Origin of the sequence: Burkholderia sp. MSMB2157WGS (genome assembly GCF_001532755.1) — a bacterium.
In the GTDB taxonomy this organism is placed as follows: domain Bacteria; phylum Pseudomonadota; class Gammaproteobacteria; order Burkholderiales; family Burkholderiaceae; genus Burkholderia.
The window spans coordinates 43320-62286 of sequence record NZ_LPJG01000041.1; the positions used below are offsets into that span (position 1 = coordinate 43320).

The following is an 18967-nucleotide window of genomic DNA, read 5'->3' on the forward strand; positions in this document are numbered from 1 at the left end:
CTTACTGGTACGGGTTCGGGAAACCCAGTTTCGCGAGGATGTCGACTTCGAGCGCTTCCATTTCGGCCGCGTCCTCGTCGCTCGTCTCGTGATCGTAGCCCTGCGCGTGCAGCGCGCCGTGCACCAGCAGGTGCGCGTAATGGGCCATGAGCGGCTTGCCCTGGTCGTGCGCTTCCTTCTCGACCACCGGGCAGCACAGCACGAGATCGCCGATCACGGTGCCGTCGGGCGCCGGGTCGTACGCGAAGGTCAGCACGTTGGTCGGGTAGTCCTTGTGGCGGTAGCCGGCGTTCAGCGTACGGCCTTCGTTTTCGCCGACGAAGCGCACGGTGAACTGCGCGCTCGCGAACAGCGCCGGCTCGATCCATTCGGCGATCAGCTTGCGCTTGGGCAGCGTCTTGCGCAGCTCGCTCGTGATCTCGTCGCCGTACTGCACGGACAGGTCGAATTCCAGCGCGCGCGGCTCGTCTTCGGGGTCGTCCTCGCGCGGAGCGAATTCGGCGCCGACGTGCAGCGTCACGCTGTCGTAGTGCTCGGGCTGCAGCGCGAGCTTCGCGCGCATCGCCGGATCGTTGTGCTGCGCGACGATCGCGACCGCCGCGTCGCCGGAGCTGCCCGACAGGTCGAACATCAGACTGCGGCCGTCCGGGAAGTCGATCCGCAGCCCTTGTGCATTGACGGTCCGGGCCTTGCCCTTCGCGTCGAACAGCGAAAGGCGGGGGGAGTCGGACGCGGCGGACGAGGCGCGGCCGGATTTGCGGGAACGAGAGGATTTCATGACGCGTGCGGCGATTGGGACGCGTTGAGGATACACCAAACGGCCGATCGCGCCCGAATTCGCCCGGGCGAAAAAAAGCCCGGCGCGCCGTGTGGCGGGCCGGGCCGGCAGGCCGGGGCAGCGCGCCGCCGCTCAGCCGTCCTGGTGCTGCGCGTGGAATTCGTCGTACGCCTCGACGATGCGCGCGACGAGCGGATGGCGCACCACGTCCGCGCTCGTGAAGCGCGTGAGCGCGATGCCGCGCACGCCGCCGAGCACCTGCTGCGCCTCGACGAGGCCGCTCTTGTGGCCGCGCGGCAGGTCGACCTGGCTCGTGTCGCCGGTCACGACCGCCTTCGAGCCGAAGCCGATCCGCGTGAGGAACATCTTCATCTGCTCGGGCGTCGTGTTCTGCGCCTCGTCGAGGATGATGAACGCGTGGTTCAGCGTGCGGCCGCGCATGTACGCGAGCGGTGCGATCTCGATCATCTGGCGCTCGAACATCTTGGCCGTCTTGTCGAAGCCGAGCAGGTCGTACAGCGCGTCGTACAGCGGCCGCAGGTACGGGTCGACCTTCTGCGCGAGATCGCCCGGCAGGAAGCCGAGCCGCTCGCCGGCCTCGACGGCCGGGCGCGTCAGCACGATCCGCTTGACCTGGTCGCGCTCGAGCGCGTCGACCGCGCACGCGACCGCGAGATAGGTCTTGCCGGTGCCGGCCGGCCCGATGCCGAACGTCACGTCGTGCGACAGGATCTGCTTCAGGTATTCGCGCTGGGCGGGCGTGCGGCCGCGCAGGTCGGCGCGCCGCGTGTAGAGCTTCGGCGCCGGTTCTTCGTCCGGCTCGTCCGCGTCGATCTGCACGACGGGTTCGTCGAACGGATGGTCGGGGTCGCCGCGAAAGCGCACGTCGAGCGGTTCCTGGCGGCCGTTGCCGGCCGTGTGGCGCACTTCGACCAGCGCGAGCTGGATGTCGTCGACCGACAGCGGATCGCGCGCGCGGTTGTAGAAGTTTTCGAGCGCGGCGAGCGCGAGCTTGGCGCCGCGCCCGCGGATCGTGATCCGGTGGCCGCGCCGCGCGAGCGTGACGTCGAGCGCCTGTTCGATCTGCCGCAGGTTTTCGTCGAGCGGGCCGCAGAGGTTGGCGAGGCGCGCGTTGTCGTCGCGCGGGGCGGTGAATTCCAGTGCTTGGACGGTCTTCAAAGTAGCGTCGGGCTCCTGTCGGGCGTCGGTCGGTCAGTGGGTGGCCGCGCTCGCGTCGTCGCTGACGAGCACGAGCTCGCCGCGCAGCGAGTGCGGGTACGCATGGTTGATCTTCACGTCGATCATCTGACCGATCAGGCGCGGGTGCGACGCGAGCGGCGCCGGGAAATTCACGACCCGGTTGTTCTCGGTGCGGCCCGCGAGTTCGTTCGGGTCCTTGCGCGACGGGCCCTCGACGAGGATCCGCTCGACCTTCCCGACCATCGACCGGCTGATGCGCGCGACGTTCTCCTCGATCGTCGCCTGCAGATGTTGCAGGCGTTTGAGCTTCACCTCGCGCGGCGTGTCGTCGGCGAGGTTCGCGGCCGGCGTGCCCGGGCGCGGGCTGTAGATGAACGAGAAGCTGGTGTCGTAGCTCATCTCGTGCACGAGCGCCATCATCTTGTCGAAATCTTCCTCGGTCTCGCCGGGGAAGCCGACGATCATGTCGGTCGACAGCGACAGATCGGGGCGGATCGCGCGCAGCTTGCGGATCACCGACTTGTATTCGAGCACCGTGTAGCCACGCTTCATCGCCATCAGGATGCGGTCGGAGCCGTGCTGGACCGGCAGGTGCAGGTGGCTCACGAGCTTCGGCACCTTCGCGTAGGTGTCGATCAGGCGCTGCGTGAATTCCTTCGGGTGCGACGTCGTGTAGCGGATCCGCTCGATGCCGGGGATGTCGGCGACGTATTCGATCAGCGTCGCGAAATCGGCGATGTCCGACGAGCCGGCCGTCAGCGCGCCACCGAATTTTCCACGATAAGCGTTCACGTTCTGGCCGAGCAGCGTGACTTCGCGCACGCCCTGGTCGGCGAGGCCGGCGATTTCGGTCAGCACGTCGTCGAGCGGGCGCGACACTTCGTCGCCGCGCGTGTACGGCACCACGCAGTAGCTGCAGTACTTCGAGCAGCCTTCCATGATCGACACGAACGCGCTCGGCCCCTCGACGCGCGCGGGCGGCAGGTGGTCGAACTTCTCGATTTCGGGGAACGTGATGTCGACCTGCGCGCGGCCGCTCGCGCGGCGCGCGTCGATCATCTGCGGCAGGCGGTGCAGGGTTTGCGGGCCGAACACGAGGTCGACGTACGGCGCGCGCGACACGATCGACGCGCCTTCCTGGCTCGCGACGCAGCCGCCGACGCCGATCAGCAGGCCCGGCTTCGCTTCCTTCAGCTCGCGCACGCGGCCGAGATCGGAGAACACCTTCTCCTGCGCCTTCTCGCGCACCGAGCACGTGTTGAACAGGATGATGTCCGCGTCTTCCGGCGTGTCGGTCTTTTCGAGGCCTTCGGCCGCGTTGAGCACGTCCACCATCTTGTCCGAGTCGTACTCGTTCATCTGGCAGCCGAAGGTCTTTACGTAAACTTTCTTGGTCATGGGGATTCGCCGTTCGCAGTGGTTGACCTGGGGGCGTCGTCAAGAGTGGGTCGGGACGGCCGTGCGCGGCGCGCGAACCGCGCGCTGCGAGCAGGAAAGGCCGTCGGGAAAGCCTTCCATTATAGCTTTTCACGCCGCGACGGACGGCCGCCCGGTTGCGGGCGCGCGACGCCGGCTCGGGGGTTCCGACCCCTACATGGCGGCGGGACGGCCGTCAGCGGCACGCGTTCAGCAAGTCGTCGAGCGCCGCTTCCTCGCGCGCGAAGCGTTCGGCGAGAAAATCGAGCAGCACGCGCACGCGCGGCGCCATGTAGCGCTTGCTGTGATAGATCGCGTGCAGCGGCGCATCCTGGTGCCGCCAGTCGGGCAGCAGCACGCGCAGCCGGCCCGCGCGGACGTCGTCGGCGATGTCCCACAGCGACTTCAGCGCAATGCCGTGGCCGCGCAGCGTCCATTCGCGCGTGAGGCCGCCGTCGTTGGTCTCGAACGCGGTCGACACCGGCACCGTGTGGATCTGCACTTCGTCGCCGCGCGTGAAGTGCCAGGTGTTCATCGGGCCGGACGCGATCGTGATCACGTTGCACGGAAAGCGGGCCAGATCGTGCGGATCGGCCGGCACGCCATGACGCTCGACGAACGACGGCGCCGCGCACAGCACGCGCCGGTTGGTCGCGAGCCGGCGGGCGATCAGCGCGCCGTCGGGCGGGGCGGCGAAGCGGATCGCGAGGTCGATCTCGTCCTGCCACAGGTTCGACGACGAATCGGACGCCGTCAGCGAGAACGTGACGCCCGGATGCAGCGTCGTGAATTCGTGAAGCCAGTCGAGCAGCTGGTGGCGGCCGAAATCGGACGTCGACGACAGCCGCACCTTGCCGCTCACGACGTTGCGGCCTTCCTGCAGCATCGCGTCCGCGTCGTCGAGCGCCTGCAGCGCCTGGCGGCAGCAGTTCAGGTACAGCTTGCCTTCGTCGGTGAGCCGCAATTGCCGCGTCGAGCGTTCGAACAGCCGCGTCGCGATCTTCGCCTCCAGCTTCGCGAGCCGCGCGCTCGCGGCGGCCGGCGTGAGGTTCAGCTTGCGCCCGGCGGCGGACAGGCTGCCCAGTTCCGCCGCCTCGACGAACAGCCGGATGTCGCCCAGTCGGTCCATGCGATTTTCCAGAGATATTTGAAAATGGTTCAAATGCCACGCCAATTATCAAATATAGGCGTCTTCGGGACAATGCGCGCACATCCCGCTTTCTTGTGCGGTGCGGCACCGAACCGGCGCCGCGGCCGCCGCCTTCCGGAGAACGTCATGCCCCTTCCGTTACTGGCGCTCGCGATCAGCGCCTTCGCCATCGGCACCACCGAATTCATCATCATGGGCCTCCTGCCCGACGTCGCGCACGACCTGGCCGTGTCGCTGCCGTCGGCCGGCCTGCTCGTCACCGGCTACGCGCTCGGCGTCGCGGTCGGCGCGCCGCTGCTCGCGGTGCTGACGAGCCGCATGCCGCGCAAGGCCGCGCTGCAGGTGCTGATGGCGATCTTCATCGTCGGCAACGTGCTGTGCGCGACCGCGTCCGGCTACGCGATGCTGATGGTCGCGCGCGTCGTCACGTCGTTCGCGCACGGCTCGTTCTTCGGCATCGGCGCGGTGGTCGCCGCGTCGCTCGTGCCGGCCGACAAGCGCGCGAGCGCGATCGCGCTGATGTTCACCGGGCTCACGCTGTCGAACGTGCTCGGCGTGCCGTTCGGCACGTTCGTCGGCCAGTTGCTCGGCTGGCGCGCGTCGTTCTGGATCGTCGCCGCGCTCGGCGTGCTCGCGCTCGGCGGCGTGGCCGCGCTGGTGCCGAACCGCCACGACGGCGGGCCGGTCGGCCTCGGCCACGAAGTGCGCGTGCTGAAGGAGCCGCAGGTATGGCTCGCGCTGCTGATGACCGTGCTCGGCTTCGGCGGCGTGTTCGTCGTGTTCACCTACATCGCGCCGATTCTCGAGACCGTGTCGGGCTATTCGCCGCGCGCGGTCGCGCTGATCCTCGTGCTGTTCGGCGCGGGGCTGACGATCGGCAATACGATCGGCGGCAAGCTCGCCGACCGCGCGCTGATGCCGTCGCTGATCGCGATCCTCGTCGCGCTGATGGCCGTGATGGCCGCGTTCGCGAAGACGAGCCACCTGCCGGTCGCGGCCGCCGTCACCGTATTCGTCTGGGGGATCGCCGCGTTCGCGACGGTGCCGCCGCTGCAGGCGCGCGTGGTCGAGAAGGCCGCGAGCGCGCCGCATCTCGCGTCGACGCTGAACATCGGCGCGTTCAACGTCGGCAATGCGGGCGGTGCATGGCTCGGCGGCCTCGCGCTGGAACACGGCTTCGCGCTCGATGCGCTGCCGTGGGTCGCGGTCGCGGTGACGTTCGCGGCGCTCGTCGTCACGTGGCTCGCGATGCGGCTCGATGCGCGCGGCCCGGCGCGCGGCGCGGCGCAGGCGGCGCAGTGAGCGGCGCCGCGGCGCCTTGCGCGGCGACGCCATGGCGGCAGGAAAAGGTTCGCGAGAAACGCATTCCTCCGCGATGCTGATAACGGTGTGAAGATAACTTCGTTTGCCCGTGCAAGGGCGGGTGATAGCGTCTCGATACGCGCCACGACCGGCGCAACCCGATTCCGGCTTACCCCCTATGCAGGGCCGCGCGGCGGCCCGGAGGCCATGCTATGTCTTCATCCCTGGCGCTCGTGCGCGACGTGTCTTCCTTCGAGTCCGGCAATGCCGCCGACCTGCGCGCGTCCGCGTCGCTCGACGCGCTCGAGCAGGTCGTCGGCGTGAACCTGGCGCGCTTGCGCGCCGAGCGGCAACTGTCGCTCGATGCGCTCGCGCGGCTGTCCGGCGTGTCGCGCGCGATGCTCGCGCAGATCGAATCGGCGCGCAGCGTGCCGTCGATCAAGGTGCTCTGCAAGATCGCGGCGGCGCTGAAGGTGTCGGTCGCCGCGTTCCTGCGGCGCCATGCGGTGAACGGTTTCGAGCATCTGGCGGCCGAGCGCGCGTCGCGCGTGGTCAGCTCGAACGGCCGCTTCTCGGCACGTGCGCTGTACCCGGAAGGCGAGCCGGCCGCGGCCGAATTCCACGAGCTGCGGATCGCGCCGCTGCATACGGAGCCCGGCACGCGCCGCGCACCCGGCACGACGGTCAACCTCGTCGTCAGCGAAGGCACGCTCGAGGTCAGCGTGCACGACCGCCGCCAGTTGCTCGCGACCGGCGATGCGATCGTGTTCGATGCCGACCAGCCGTACAGCCTGCGCAACCCGGGCGACAGCGAAGCGCGTGCGTTCCGCGTGACGGTGAGCCCCGAGGTGCCGCCGCGCTGGCTCGTGCCGGACGCGGCGCACGCCGCCGCCAACTGATCGCGTGCCGCGCGGCGCGACTGCGTTTCCCGGCCGTCGCGGCGTCGCTTCGCCGGCCGTCGCGGCGTCGCGGGTCGGTCCGCCGGCCGTTCGGACGAGGCCGTTAGACGGAGTCGTCAGTAAGGTTTTACCGGTCGTTCGCTGCGCGTCGCGCGCGGCTGTTGTATGCTTGGCCCGCCGATGACGGGGCGTTCCCGTCCGGCAATCAGTGCGTCTTCAGGGCGGGGTGAAATTCCCCACCGGCGGTAGGCCGGCGTAAGCCGGCGAGCCCGCGAGCGCCCGCGCATCCGCGCGGGGTCAGCAGATCTGGTCGAATGCCAGAGCCGACGGTCACAGTCCGGATGAGAGAAGATGTGCAGATAGTCATGTCCGTCAGGGCCGCTTCGCGCTGCATGCGAAGCGGGTTGTCGTTCTGTCTGTTTGCAATGCCCTGAAACGTTTTTCGCCCAAATCGTATTTGCGAGGAGCGTTTCACATGTCCTTGATGTCCGTTTCGTCGGCGCCTGCCGACGCCTTTGCCGATCTCCCGTTGCTGGATTCCGAACCGGTGCCGCCGCGCATCGCCGCTGCGCTCGACGCGATGCGCGCCGGCCGCGCGGTCGTGCTGCAGGACGACCACGACCGCGAGAACGAAGCCGACCTGATCGTCGCCGCCGAGCGCATCACGCCCGAGACGATGGCGCTGCTGATTCGCGAGTGCAGCGGCATCGTGTGCCTGTGCCTGACCGACGACACGGTGCGCGCGCTCGAGCTGCCGCCGATGGTGCAGACCAACGAAAGCCGCAACGGCACCGCGTTCACCGTGTCGATCGAGGCGCGCGAAGGCGTGCATACCGGCGTGTCGGCGGCCGATCGCGTGACGACGATCCGCGCGGCGATCGCCGACGATGCGAAGCCGTACGACATCGTGCGCCCCGGCCACGTGTTTCCGTTGCGTGCGCAACCGGGCGGCGTGCTGGCGCGCCGCGGTCACACCGAAGGCACGGTCGACCTGTCGATTCTCGCGGGACTGAAACCGGCCGGCGTGCTGTGCGAGCTGATGAATCCGGACGGCACGATGACGCGCGGCGACGACGTCGAGCGCTTCGCGCAACGGCACGGGCTGCCGATGCTGACGATCGCGGAACTCGTCGAGTTCCGCGAGGCGCTGGCGGCGGCGCGCGAACGCTGCTGCGAGCCGGCGTGACGACGCCGCACCGCGCACGCGACCCTGCGGAAATGGACGTTCTCCGATGTCCGGCATGAGGGCGACCTCCTAGACTACCGGACTCCGAAGCATGCCGGCCGTCGATTGTCCGGCCTGCTTCGGGCCTGGATCCGCCCGGCGCCCTATCCGGGCGGGGCGGTCAGTCAATCAACGGAGGAAATACCAGATGCGTGAAATCAATGCGGCCGAATGCGGTCACGTGAGCGGCGGTTTCGATTGGTCGAACGGGAAGCCGATGCCGATGCCGAGCCTGCCCGCTTGCAAGCCCGGCACGCTCCTGAACCTGCTTGCCAACTGGCTGGGGGGCTGGCGCGAGAATGCCCGTCCGACGCCGATGCCGTTCGTGACCGAATGGGACGGGGTGCCGGAGCACTGGCTGCGTCCGTTCGGCCAATAACCATCGGCACAGCACGCGGAATGCGCTGCCGCGTTCCGCCCATCGCCTTTACATTACGGCGCGGTCGCCATTCCCGCGGCTGCGCCGCCCGTCACCACGGCACGTCGCCGAATTCGCCGCGCATGCCGGCTTCGACGAGCGCCGGCAGTTCGTCCATCCTGCGCATGATCCGCGTGATGCCCATCGCGCGCAGCGCGTCCGCGTAGTTGTCGGGGATGTGGCTCGCGCCGACGAACGCGATCGTCTTCATCCCGGCCGCCCGCGCGGCATTCAACCCCGAAATGCTGTCCTCGACGACGATGCAGCGTGCCGGCTCGACGCCGAGCGTGTGCGCCGCATGCAGGTAGACGTCGGGGTAGGGCTTCGGCCGCGCGACCTGTTCGGAGCTGAACACGCGCTCGCCGAAGATCTCGGTGAGCGATGCGCGCTTCAGCGAGCTGCGCACGCGCACGAGCCGGCTGTTCGACACGACGGCGGCCGGCAGCGCGACCTTCAGCAGCGCGTCGCGCACGCCGCTGATCGGCGCGAGCGATTGCGCGAGCGCGACTTCGATGTTGTGCTCGATGGTCTCGATGAAGTTGGCGGGCATCTCGATCCCGAAGCGGGATTCGATGCCGGCGAGGAAGCGCGACGTCTGCTGGCCGAATGCCGACTTCGCGGCGGCTTCGAAATCGAGGTTCGGGAACGTGGCGGATAGCGTGTCGAGCAGCACGCGGTCGGCGATGACTTCGCTGTCGACGAGCACGCCGTCGCAGTCGCAGATGAGGTGATCGAGCATGGTGATGAAAACGCGGGAGATCGGCGACGCCGATCGATTCGCCATCATACGTGCTTTCGCGCGCAGGCCGCGCGACGTAGCGGCAAATTTGCCCGATGCGGCCGTGCCGGTGCGGCACGCCGTGCCGGTCGCGCCGCCGATCGCGTGGCGGCGGTCCGCTTGCCCGGATCGCCGCCGTCGTGTGCCGCGTCACAGCTCGATCGCGTGCCCCGTTTTCCACGACGTCGTCGCGGCTTCGGCCAGTTCGAGCGCGGCGAGCCCGTCGTCGATCGTCGTCCGGACCGGCGTGCCGTCGCGCAGCGCGTCGACGAAATGCGCGATCTCGGCCGCGTATGCGTGCCGGTAGCGTTCGAGGAAGAACGGCTCCGGCACGTCCGTCGCGATGCCGCCCGCGAGCCATGCGCTGACCTCGGTCGGCCGCACGTTGCCGGCCTGCAGCATCCCGTGGCTGCCGAGCAGCTCGAAGCGCTGGTCGTAGCCGTAGGCCGCGCGCCGCGACGTGTTGATCTGGCACAGCAAGCCGCGCCGCGTGCGGATCGTCACGGCGGTCGAATCGATGTCGCCGGCGTCGCGCACGGCCGGATCGGTCAGGCAACTGCCCGTCGCGTGCAGCATCTGCGCTTCGTCGCCGAGGATCCAGCGGAACACGTCGAAGTCGTGGATCAGCATGTCCTTGAAAATGCCGCCCGAGCTGCGGATGTAGTCGGCCGGCGGCGCACCCGGATCGCGGCTCGTGACGACCAGCATTTCCGGCGCGCCGATTTCGCCGCGGTCGACGCGCGCCTTCAGCGCCGCGAAGGTCGGGTCGAAGCGGCGCTGGAAGCCGATCATGCAGGTCACGCCGGTGCGCCGCACGACGTCCGCGCACGCACGCGCGCGTTCGACGGCGAGGTCGACCGGCTTCTCGCAGAACACCGCCTTGCCCGCGTTCGCGGCCGCGACGATCAGGTCCGCGTGCGTGTCGGTGCTCGACGCGATCACGACGGCCCGCACCGACGCATCGCCGAGCGCGCGCTCGATGTCGGCGGCTCGAGCGCCATGCGCGCGGGCGAGGGCTTCCGCCGACGGCGCGTGCCGGTCGATCACGTACTTCAGTGTCGCGCCCGGATGGCGCGCGAGGTTCGCCGCGTGGATCTTGCCGATTCTGCCCGCGCCGAACAAAGCGAATTCGATCATTTCGTGCTCCTTGGGATGATGCTTTTTTTCACGATACGCGCCGGCGTGGGCCGCGCACCGTCACGACCGTCCGCTCAGCGATCCGCCAGCGCGTCGCGCACATAGTCGATGCTCGCCCGCAGCCGGTCCTCGATGTCGCCGGCTTCGGCGATCTCGTTCGCGAACGGCTCGAACGACAACGCGCCGCGGTAGCCGCGCGCGAGCAGCGCGCGCAGTTGCCGGATGTTGCCGAGCCGGTCGGCCCCGCCGACCAGCACACGGTGGCCGTCGCGCATGCGGTCGACCGGCAGGTCGGTTTCCTCGACGCCCGAGATGTGCACGAGGCCCGTCAGGTTCGGGAAGAAAATGTCTTCGCCGGCGAGGTGATGATGGAACGTGTCGTGCACGAGCCGGAACACCGATTCGCCCGCCGCCGCGTAGATGCCCTTCACCGCGTCCGACTTGCGGCGCAGCGCGCACTCCTCGAAACCCAGCGGCTCGATGAAGCCGAGCAGGCCGCGGGCGTCCAGGATCGGCTTCAACGCCTGCAGCGCCGTCACGAGATCCGCATGACGCGCGTCCGCGCCGCGCGTGTCGCCGCGGCTGTTGGTCGGGCATAGCACCAGCGCACGCGCGCCGCATTGCGCGGCGTAGTCGGCCAGCGCGGTCGCCTCGTGAGCGCGCTCGGCGTTCCATTGCTCGAAGCGCTGCAGCGCGTTGATCGTCAGGATCGTCACGCCGCCGGCTTCGGCCGTTGCGCGTACGGCGGCCGCCGGCGTGCCGTCGGCGAGCTCGACGCCATCGAGATCGTTGCGGATCTCGATCGCGTCGACGCCGAGGCGGCGGCACAGCGCGACGTAGCGGTCGAGCGGCAAGCGCGGCGCGCTCATCCGGTTCAGCGAGAAGTGGAGGGCTTGCGTCATCGTTCTGTCCTTGGGGCTCGAGTGGGGCAGGGTCCGGATCGGGTGCCGGCGTGCGCGGCAAGCGCTTGCCAGGCGTCGCGCAGCCATTGCGCGCACGCGACGTTGTTGTCGAAGATCGAATAGCGGGCGCCGCCGCCGTAGTCGGGAAACGGAATGAACTCGCAACTGATCTGTTCGAGTCGTGCCGGCTGGGCGCCAGCGGGAGCCTGCGCTTGCGCTTGCAGCAACTGATGCAGCGCGGTCTTCCACGGATCGAGCGCCTCTGCACGCCATTCGCCGTGATAGGCGCCCGGCGCGGGTGCGACGAACGGATACTGGATGCCGCGGCCGGGCCTGCCGTCCGCGCGGCGCATCCAGCGGTTGTCGGGGTTGTTCGGCGTCACGCTGCGCGCATGCGCATGCCGGACCCAGCCGCGCGCGATCCAGTCGGCGTAGATCGCGGCGGGCGATGCCGGGTCGAGCATCGCGCGGCCGCCGTCGGCCGATTCGCGCAGGCCCGCCGCGTCGAGTTCGGCGCGATTGCCGATCTTGAACAGCAGGTGCGAATGATCGAGCGTGATCCGGAACGGTGCGCCGGCTTGCTCGACGTGCCGTGCGACGCGCGCCACGCGCGCGAAATGCTCGCTCCACATGTCGACGTGCACTTCGAGGCTCGGCAGGCAGCCGACCGGCTCGCCCCATGCGTAGGCGCGCAGGTAGAAATCGGCGACTTCGCGATCCGACAGAGGATGGCCGTCCGCGTGGTGCGCGAACAACTGGCAGTTGAGCACCGTGCTGCCGAAGCGGGCGCCTGCCGCGACGATCTCGGCGACATGCGCTTCGTCGCGGCCCGCGCGCCAGATGCCGCCGATCACGCGAATCGGCAGCGCGTGGCGGTCGACCAGCGCGAAATACGGCGACAGGTCCTCGCCGCGCACCGGGTTCTTTTCGACGTAATCGAACACGCCGGCGGCGGCGACCATCCGGAAGCGCTCGGCGGGCGTGGGCGGCGGCAGCCCGTCGTGCTCGAGCACGCCGTCGAGGTTCACGCCGATGAGGATCGGTTCAGCCATCGTCTCCTGTCCGTCGTCGTCTGTTGATGGCTGATCACTGTACGGATGCGCGGCGCGAGCCGCATGACAAACGTTGACGAAATATCGCCAATGCGGCGATCGATTTTTTCGTCGAGCATGCGGCACGCCGTGCGGCGCGATTCACGCGTGCAGGTACGCGCTCGTTCTCACGTTCGCCGGACAGAACACGCGGAATTCGACCGGGTCGTCCGGTGGCGGCTGTTCGACGATGCCGCACGCATGCAGCACGTGCTGCAGCGCGGAAAGCGCCTGTCCGTCGGGATCCTGATCGATCGCGAGATCCATCGCGCCGGCTTCGATGAACGTGCGGTGCAGGTCGATCATCTCGTGGCCGATCCACACGACGCGCCCGATCGCACCGGCCTTGCGCAGCGCCGCTTCGATCCCGGCCGACCCGGCGCCGCTGTTGTAGATCGCGACCACGTCGTCGTGCGCCTGCAGCGCCTTCGACACCGCGCGGTAGCAACGGTCGTCCTGATCGAGCGTCTCGACCGGCGCGTCGTCGCAGCGCACGGCGGCGAACGCGTCGGCGAGCTGGTCGCGGCAGCCGGCCATCCGGTCGGCGTGCGCGCGGTAGCCCATCCGGCCGCCGAGCAGCAGCACGCGGCCGGGGCGCGCCGCGAGTCGGCCGATGTAGTAGCCGGCCGTGCGTCCGGCGCGATAGTTGTCGATGCCGGCAAAGTGCGCGCGGTCGATGCCGCCGATGTCGGTGACCATCGTGACGACGGTCTCGCCGCGCGCGATCGCGCCGGCGAGCGCGTCGCGCATGCGGGCCGTGTCGTGTGCGGTGACGATCAGCGCCGCGCGCCGGTACGCGGGCCGTTCGATCAGCGCGGCGGCGCGCTCGTCGTCGGCGGCGGGCAGGATCGTCCGGTGCACGACCACGCGCCGGTCGAGCATCTGCAGCGAGCGCTGCAGCGCCTGCTGCAATCGTCGGAAGAACGGCGCGTCGGTATCCGGCAGCAGCACGTCGACGTGGATCAGCCCGTGCCGCGTGTCGGGCAGTTGCCGCGGCACGCCGAGCTGCCGAGCGGCCGCCACCACGCGTTCGCGCGCCTGCGCGGAGACGCTGCCGCGTTCGTTCAGCACGCGGTCGACGGTCGTCGTGCTGACGCCGGCGAGCGCCGCGATCTCGTCGAAGCGCGCGGTGCGCTTGCGCCAGCGCGGCCCGGATTCACCTGCCATGGTCGTCTCCATCGTGGGGGGCGCCATCGATCGCGTGGCGTTGTCGGGAACGCTAAAGCGATGGCGAAATTTCGTCAACGTTTCGATTGAGGCGGGGCGGCCGCTCGCCTAATTTCGGTCTTGTTGCGAAGCGCTTGCCGCGCACGAGAACCCGAGGAGACAGAAGTGGCCCATACCGACGACCCGGCACGCGCGAGCACGGCAGCGCGCCGTCAGGAATACAGAATGATCGGCGGCGCCGGCGAGCGCGCGCACGCGGCCGGGCTCGTGAACGCCGCGTGGTACCGCTGCGCGGTGCCGCGGCCGTTGATGAAGCAGCTGATGCAGCGCGGCGATGCGCGTGCGATTCGCGACACGCTGATCTGGTACGCGGCGATCGCGATCAGCGGCGCGCTCGCGTGGCTGGCGTGGCGTGCGCATTCGGCGTGGGCGATCCCGGCGTTCTTCGTGTACGGCACGCTTTACTGCAGCCCCGCCGATTCGCGCTGGCACGAATGCGGGCACGGCACCGCGTTCCGCACGCGCTGGATGAACGACGCGTTGTATCAGGTCGCGTCGTTCCAGGTGTTCCGCCGCGCGACCGCATGGCGCTGGAGTCATGCGCGCCATCACACCGATACGCTGGTCGTCGGGCGCGATCCGGAAATCGCCGCGCCGAAGCCGACCGACTGGCTCGCGCTCGCGCTGAACGTCGTCGCGCTGAAGCACGTGGCCGGCGAGCTGCGCAAGATGATCGCGGTGTCGGTCACCGGCCGGCTCGACGACGAGGAGCGCACCTACGTGCCCGAATCGGAATGGCCGAAGGTCGTGCGCGAGTCACGCATTCATCTCGCGATCTACGTGCTCGTGACGGGCGCCGCGCTGTACTGGCGCACGATCCTGCCGCTGCTCTACATCGGGCTGCCGAGCCTCTACGGCGCATGGCTGTATCTGTATTTCGGCCTCACGCAGCACGCGGGCATGCCGGAGAACGTGCTCGATCACCGGCGCAACTGCCGGACCGTGATGATGAATCCGGTGTTCCGCTTCCTGTACTGGAACATGAACTATCACGTCGAGCACCACATGTTCCCGATGGTGCCGTTCCATGCGCTGCCGAAGCTGCACGAAGCCGTGAAGGCCGACATGCCGCCGCCGTACCGCAGCACGCTGGCCGCGTATGCGGAGATCGTGCCGGCGCTGGTCCGGCAGACGCGCGACCCGTCCGACTACGTCGTGCGGCCGGTGCCCGGTGCCGCGCGCGCCTAGCAGTGATCGACTATCCCGACGAAGGAGACACACCATGACGCAATGGATCGACACCGGCGCGTTCGACGGCATCGACGACGAAGACGTCGCGCGCTTCGATCATGCCGGCCGCACGTACGCGATCTACCGGATCGACGGCGAGGTTTATGCGAGCGACGGCCTGTGCACGCACGAGCACGTGCATCTCGCGGACGGGCTCGTGATCGATCACGTGATCGAATGCCCGAAGCACAACGGCCGCTTCGACGTGCGCGACGGCCGGCCGCTGTCGGCGCCCGCGTGCGAGAAGCTGCGCACCTACCGCGCGAAGATCGAAGACGGCCGCATCCTGATCGAGGTATGACGCGATGACGGGCGACCGGGTGATGGCGATCGTCGGCGCGGGCCATGCGGGCGGCCGCGCGGCGCAGGTGCTGCGCGCGTCCGGCTGGCGCGGGCGCATCGTGCTGATCGGCGCGGAGCCGCATTTGCCGTACGAGCGGCCGCCGTTGTCGAAGGGCGTGTTGACCGGCGAGCGCAGCGCGGTGCAATGTCGGTTGCGCGATGCCGACGCATGGGCGGCCGATCGTATCGAGCGGATCGTCGCGACCGTCGAGCGCATCGATCCGCGCGCACGCGAAGTGCGCTTGTCGGGCGGGCACGTGTTCGGCTACGACGCGCTGCTGCTCGCCACGGGCGGCCGCGCGCGCCGTCTAGGCGTGCCGGGCGCGGCGCTCGACGGCGTAGTCGCGTTGCGCACGCTCGACGATGCGGCCGCGCTCGGCGCGCGGCTCGTGCCCGACGCGCGGATCGTGCTGATCGGCGGCGGCTTCATCGGTCTCGAAGTCGCGGCGTCGGCGCGGCAGCGCGGCTGCCGCGTGACCGTGCTCGATGCGGCGCCGCGGCTGCTCGGCCGCGCGGTGCCCGAGCCGATCGCGGCACGCGTGCATGCGTTGCATGTGCAGCGGGGCGTCGCGATCGGCCTGAACCGCCGGCCCGTCGCGATCGCACGCAGGCCGGACGGCGCACTGGCCGTCGTGCTCGACGACGGCGATACGCTGATCGCCGATACCGTGGTCGCCGGCATCGGGATCGAACCCGCGGACGAGCTGGCGCGTGCGGCGGGCCTCGCCGTCGATCGCGGGATCGTCGTGAATGCGCGGCTCGAGACGTCGGCGCCCGGCATCTATGCGGCCGGCGATGTCGCGGTGTTCCCGAGCGGGTCGTCCGGGCGGCTCGTGCGTCAGGAAACCTGGCACGGCGCCGAAACGCAGGCACGCGTCGCCGCACTCAACATGCTGGGTGCCGACGAACCGTATCGCGACACGCCGTGGTTCTGGTCCGATCAATACGACGCGCAGCTGCAGGTGGCCGGCGAACCGGCACTCGGCGAGCGCACGGTCGCGCGCATGCTCGGCGAGGACGTCGAGATTCATTTCCACTTCGACGCGAGCGAGCGGCTCGTCGCGGCGAGCGGCTTCGGCCGTGCAGCGGGATTCGCGAAGGAAATGCGCGTCGCGCGCATGCTGGTCGAGCGCGGGATCGACGTGACGCCGGACGCGGTCGCGGATGCGGCGGTGAAGCTGAAGTCGCTGGTATCGGCCGCGAGCGATCGGCGGTGACGCGCTGCGGTGCCGGCCCGAGCGCGGCCTCAGGCGGGTCGACAGCGACGAAGACGGCGACGAAGACGAAGACAGCGACGAAGACAGCGACGAAGACAGCGACGAAGACAGCGACGGCCGACGACAGGCATCCGACGACGACCGACGAGCGGCGACAGCCGACGACGACGTGAGAATGAAGCGGGGGAAGGAGCGGAGAGCGCGGCAGCGCGCGGCAACCGCTGCCGCGCGCCAGCTCGGGCGAAACCGCGATCAGATCGTCGCGTGCAGGTGCAGATACAGGCCGGCTGCCGCGGCGCCGCCGAGCAGCGGGCCGACGACCGGCACCCACGCATAGCGCCAGTCGCTGTCGCGCTTGCCGGGGATCGGCAGCAGCGCATGCATGATGCGCGGCGACAGGTCGCGCGCGGGGCTCATCGCATAGCCGGTCGGGCCGCCGAGCGAGATGCCGATGCCGAGCACCAGCAGGCCGACGGGCAGCGCGTCGAGTGCGCCGAGGCCGACCTGCGGCGACGCGAGGTACAGCACGCCGAGGATCAGCACGAACGTGCAGATCGCTTCGGTCAGCACGTTGTGCGTGACGCTGCGGATCGCCGGCGCCGTGCAGAACACCGCGAGCTTCAGGTCCGCATCCGCTTCCTTCGCGAAGTGCTGGCGATACGCGAGCCACACGAGCAACGCGCCTGCCATCCCGCCGAGCATCTGCGCGAGCACGTAGCCGCCGACTTTCGACCACGCGAACTTGCCCGCGAGCGCGAGGCTGATCGTGACGATCGGGTTCAGGTGCGCGCCGCTGAACGACGCGGTCACGTAGACGGCGACGAATACCGCCATCGCCCAGCCCATCACGATCACGATCAGGTCCGCGCCTTTGCCCTTGGTCTTCGCAAGCAGCACGTTCGCGACCGCGCCGTTGCCGAGCAGCACGAGGATCGCCGTGCCGATGAATTCCGCAATATAAGGTGACATGTTGTCTCTCGTAGAGTGCGGCGGACTCGCGCGCTGCGCGGTCCGCCGGTGTTGTTGTATTTCGTTCGACGGTGTTGCGGTTACTGCGTGTCGTCGGCCCATGCCTTCGCGGCGCGCACCGCACGCTGCCAGCCGGCCATGCGCTGCTCGACCTGCTCCTTCGGCATCGACGGCGCGAAGCGGCGATCGAGCTGCCACTGGTCGCGCACTTCGTCGAGGTTCTTCCAGTAGCCGATTGCGAGGCCCGCGAGGTAGGCCGCGCCGAGCGCGGTCGTCTCGGTGATCTGCGGACGCACCGCGTCGACGCCGAGCAGGTCGGCCTGGAACTGCATCAGCAGGTCGTTCGCGCTCGCGCCGCCGTCGACGCGCAGCTCGCCGATGCTGATGCCCGAGTCGGCTTCCATCGCGGCCAGCACGTCGAGCGACTGGTACGCGATTGCATCGAGCGCCGCGCGGGCGAGATGCGCGGCGCTCGTGCCGCGCGTGACGCCGAACACCGAGCCGCGCGCCCGTGCGTTCCAGTGCGGCGCGCCGAGGCCGGCGAACGCGGGCACGAGGTAGACGCCGTCGGTATGCGGCACGCTGGCTGCGAGCGCCTCGATTTCCGCGGCCGTCTTGATGAGGCCCACGCCGTCGCGCAGCCACTGCACGACCGCGCCCGCGATGAAGATGCTGCCTTCGAGCGCGTACTGCACGTCGTCGCCGATCTGCCACGCGATCGTCGTGACGAGGTTGTTCTTCGACTCGATCGGCTTGTCGCCGGTGTTCATCATCAGGAAGCAGCCGGTGCCGTAGGTGTTCTTCACCATGCCCGAGGTCGTGCACATCTGGCCGAACAGCGCGGCGTGCTGGTCGCCGGCGATCCCGGCGAGCGGGATCTTCGACGCGAACACGGTGGTCTTCGTGTGGCCGTAGATCTCCGACGACGCCTTCACTTCCGGCAGCATGCTGCGCGGGATGTCGAGCAACTCGAGCAGCTCGCCGTCCCACTCGCGCGTATGGATGTTGAACAGCATCGTGCGCGACGCGTTGGTCACGTCGGTCACGTGCAGCTCGTGCTTCGTGAAGTTCCACACGAGCCAGCTGTCGACGGTGCCGAACGCGAGCTTGCCCTGGCGCGCCTTGTCGCGCGCGCCCGGCACGTTGTCGAGAATCCAGCGGATCTTCGTCGCGGAGAAGTACGCGTCGATCGGCAGGCCGGTCTTCGCGCGCACCTTCGCTTCGAGGCCCTGCTGCTTCAGCGAATCGCAGAAGTCGGCCGTGCGGCGATCCTGCCAGACGATCGCGTTGTAGACGGGCTGGCCCGTCTCGCGATCCCAGACGATCGTCGTTTCGCGCTGGTTCGTGATGCCGATCGCGGCGATCGACGTGCCGTTCAGGCCCGTGCGCGTGACGGCTTCCGCGGCGACGCCGGCTTGCGTCGACCAGATTTCCTGCGGGTCGTGCTCGACCCAGCCGGGTTGCGGGTAGATCTGTTCGAATTCCTTCTGGGCGATCGATACGATATTGCCCTGGCGATCGAACAGCATCGCGCGGGAACTCGTGGTGCCCTGGTCAAGCGCGAGGATGTACTGGTCCTGCATGTCTCTCATCTCCATCCGTGGATTGGCTTAGTTGTGATGCGCGCCGCATGTGGGCGGCGCGTCGGTGAGTCAACGTCGGTCAGGCAACTGCAACAGCATTCGA

Annotated in this window: 18 protein-coding genes and 1 riboswitch; of the genes, 7 read left to right on the top strand and 11 right to left on the bottom strand. The window is 69.1% G+C overall.

Features of this window, described 5'->3' with window-relative positions:
- Position 1: 1 nt before the first annotated feature.
- The 4 genes from ybeY to WT53_RS26135 all read right to left on the bottom strand — a co-directional run bounded on the left by ybeY (position 2) and on the right by WT53_RS26135 (position 4523).
- Positions 2 to 778 (bottom strand): rRNA maturation RNase YbeY, encoded by a 777-nt coding sequence (gene ybeY, locus WT53_RS26120; protein ID WP_034208337.1) that lies wholly within the window; start codon positions 776 to 778, stop codon positions 2 to 4.
- 132 nt (positions 779 to 910) lie between these two features.
- Positions 911 to 1957, bottom strand: a complete 1047-nt coding sequence (locus WT53_RS26125) for a PhoH family protein (protein WP_034208336.1) — start codon at positions 1955 to 1957, stop codon at positions 911 to 913.
- 33 nt (positions 1958 to 1990) lie between these two features.
- Positions 1991 to 3376, bottom strand: a complete 1386-nt coding sequence (gene miaB / locus WT53_RS26130; protein ID WP_034208335.1) for a tRNA (N6-isopentenyl adenosine(37)-C2)-methylthiotransferase MiaB — start codon at positions 3374 to 3376, stop codon at positions 1991 to 1993.
- A gap of 214 nt (positions 3377 to 3590) precedes the next feature.
- A complete protein-coding gene (locus tag WT53_RS26135; protein WP_059504496.1) occupies positions 3591 to 4523 on the bottom strand; it encodes a LysR family transcriptional regulator in 933 nt (310 codons plus the stop codon).
- A 147-nt stretch (positions 4524 to 4670) separates the two neighbouring features.
- Here WT53_RS26135 and WT53_RS26140 point away from each other — a divergent pair, with 147 nt between their 5' ends.
- From WT53_RS26140 to WT53_RS26155, 4 genes are all read left to right on the top strand, one after another.
- On the top strand, positions 4671 to 5846 hold the full coding sequence (locus WT53_RS26140) for an MFS transporter (RefSeq protein WP_034208333.1): 1176 nt from the start codon (positions 4671 to 4673) through the stop codon (positions 5844 to 5846).
- A gap of 212 nt (positions 5847 to 6058) precedes the next feature.
- Positions 6059 to 6745, top strand: coding sequence for a helix-turn-helix domain-containing protein (locus tag WT53_RS26145; RefSeq protein ID WP_034208332.1), 687 nt, complete (start codon positions 6059 to 6061; stop codon positions 6743 to 6745).
- 208 nt (positions 6746 to 6953) lie between these two features.
- A riboswitch (FMN riboswitch) is annotated at positions 6954 to 7102 on the top strand.
- A 118-nt stretch (positions 7103 to 7220) separates the two neighbouring features.
- Complete coding sequence (ribB, locus tag WT53_RS26150) at positions 7221 to 7931, top strand: 3,4-dihydroxy-2-butanone-4-phosphate synthase (protein WP_034208331.1); 711 nt, start codon at positions 7221 to 7223, stop codon at positions 7929 to 7931.
- 187 nt (positions 7932 to 8118) lie between these two features.
- Complete coding sequence (locus WT53_RS26155) at positions 8119 to 8349, top strand: hypothetical protein (protein WP_034208330.1); 231 nt, start codon at positions 8119 to 8121, stop codon at positions 8347 to 8349.
- A gap of 91 nt (positions 8350 to 8440) precedes the next feature.
- On the opposite strand, the gene WT53_RS26160 is transcribed toward WT53_RS26155, so the two are convergent.
- From WT53_RS26160 to WT53_RS26180, 5 genes are all read right to left on the bottom strand, one after another.
- Positions 8441 to 9127, bottom strand: coding sequence for an HAD family phosphatase (locus tag WT53_RS26160; RefSeq protein ID WP_034208759.1), 687 nt, complete (start codon positions 9125 to 9127; stop codon positions 8441 to 8443).
- Between the two features lie 189 nt (positions 9128 to 9316).
- A complete protein-coding gene (gene iolG, locus WT53_RS26165) occupies positions 9317 to 10303 on the bottom strand; it encodes an inositol 2-dehydrogenase (protein WP_034208329.1) in 987 nt (328 codons plus the stop codon).
- Between the two features lie 74 nt (positions 10304 to 10377).
- Positions 10378 to 11205 (bottom strand): TIM barrel protein, encoded by an 828-nt coding sequence (locus tag WT53_RS26170; protein ID WP_034208328.1) that lies wholly within the window; start codon positions 11203 to 11205, stop codon positions 10378 to 10380.
- Positions 11202 to 12257 carry a hypothetical protein gene (locus tag WT53_RS26175; RefSeq protein WP_034208327.1) on the bottom strand — a complete coding sequence of 352 codons (1056 nt, stop codon included), beginning with the start codon at positions 12255 to 12257 and terminating at the stop codon, positions 11202 to 11204. The genes WT53_RS26170 and WT53_RS26175 overlap by 4 nt, the downstream gene beginning before the upstream one ends.
- A gap of 141 nt (positions 12258 to 12398) precedes the next feature.
- On the bottom strand, positions 12399 to 13463 hold the full coding sequence (locus tag WT53_RS26180; protein WP_034208326.1) for a LacI family DNA-binding transcriptional regulator: 1065 nt from the start codon (positions 13461 to 13463) through the stop codon (positions 12399 to 12401).
- 165 nt (positions 13464 to 13628) lie between these two features.
- Between WT53_RS26180 and WT53_RS26185 the strand changes: the two genes are divergently transcribed.
- The 3 genes from WT53_RS26185 to WT53_RS26195 are packed head-to-tail and all read left to right on the top strand — an operon-like array spanning position 13629 to position 16312.
- Positions 13629 to 14711, top strand: coding sequence for a fatty acid desaturase family protein (locus WT53_RS26185; protein WP_034208325.1), 1083 nt, complete (start codon positions 13629 to 13631; stop codon positions 14709 to 14711).
- A gap of 34 nt (positions 14712 to 14745) precedes the next feature.
- Positions 14746 to 15054, top strand: coding sequence for a non-heme iron oxygenase ferredoxin subunit (locus WT53_RS26190; protein WP_034208324.1), 309 nt, complete (start codon positions 14746 to 14748; stop codon positions 15052 to 15054).
- A gap of 4 nt (positions 15055 to 15058) precedes the next feature.
- Positions 15059 to 16312, top strand: coding sequence for an NAD(P)/FAD-dependent oxidoreductase (locus WT53_RS26195; protein WP_060262259.1), 1254 nt, complete (start codon positions 15059 to 15061; stop codon positions 16310 to 16312).
- 252 nt (positions 16313 to 16564) lie between these two features.
- Here WT53_RS26195 and WT53_RS26200 read toward each other — a convergent pair whose 3' ends face one another.
- Both WT53_RS26200 and glpK read right to left on the bottom strand, forming a co-directional pair.
- Positions 16565 to 17281, bottom strand: a complete 717-nt coding sequence (locus WT53_RS26200; RefSeq protein WP_027785355.1) for an MIP/aquaporin family protein — start codon at positions 17279 to 17281, stop codon at positions 16565 to 16567.
- An 80-nt stretch (positions 17282 to 17361) separates the two neighbouring features.
- The gene (glpK, locus tag WT53_RS26205; RefSeq protein ID WP_059780539.1) at positions 17362 to 18864 is read right to left on the bottom strand and encodes a glycerol kinase GlpK; all 1503 of its coding nucleotides are present in this window, start codon (positions 18862 to 18864) and stop codon (positions 17362 to 17364) included.
- Between the last annotated feature and the right edge of the window lie 103 nt (positions 18865 to 18967).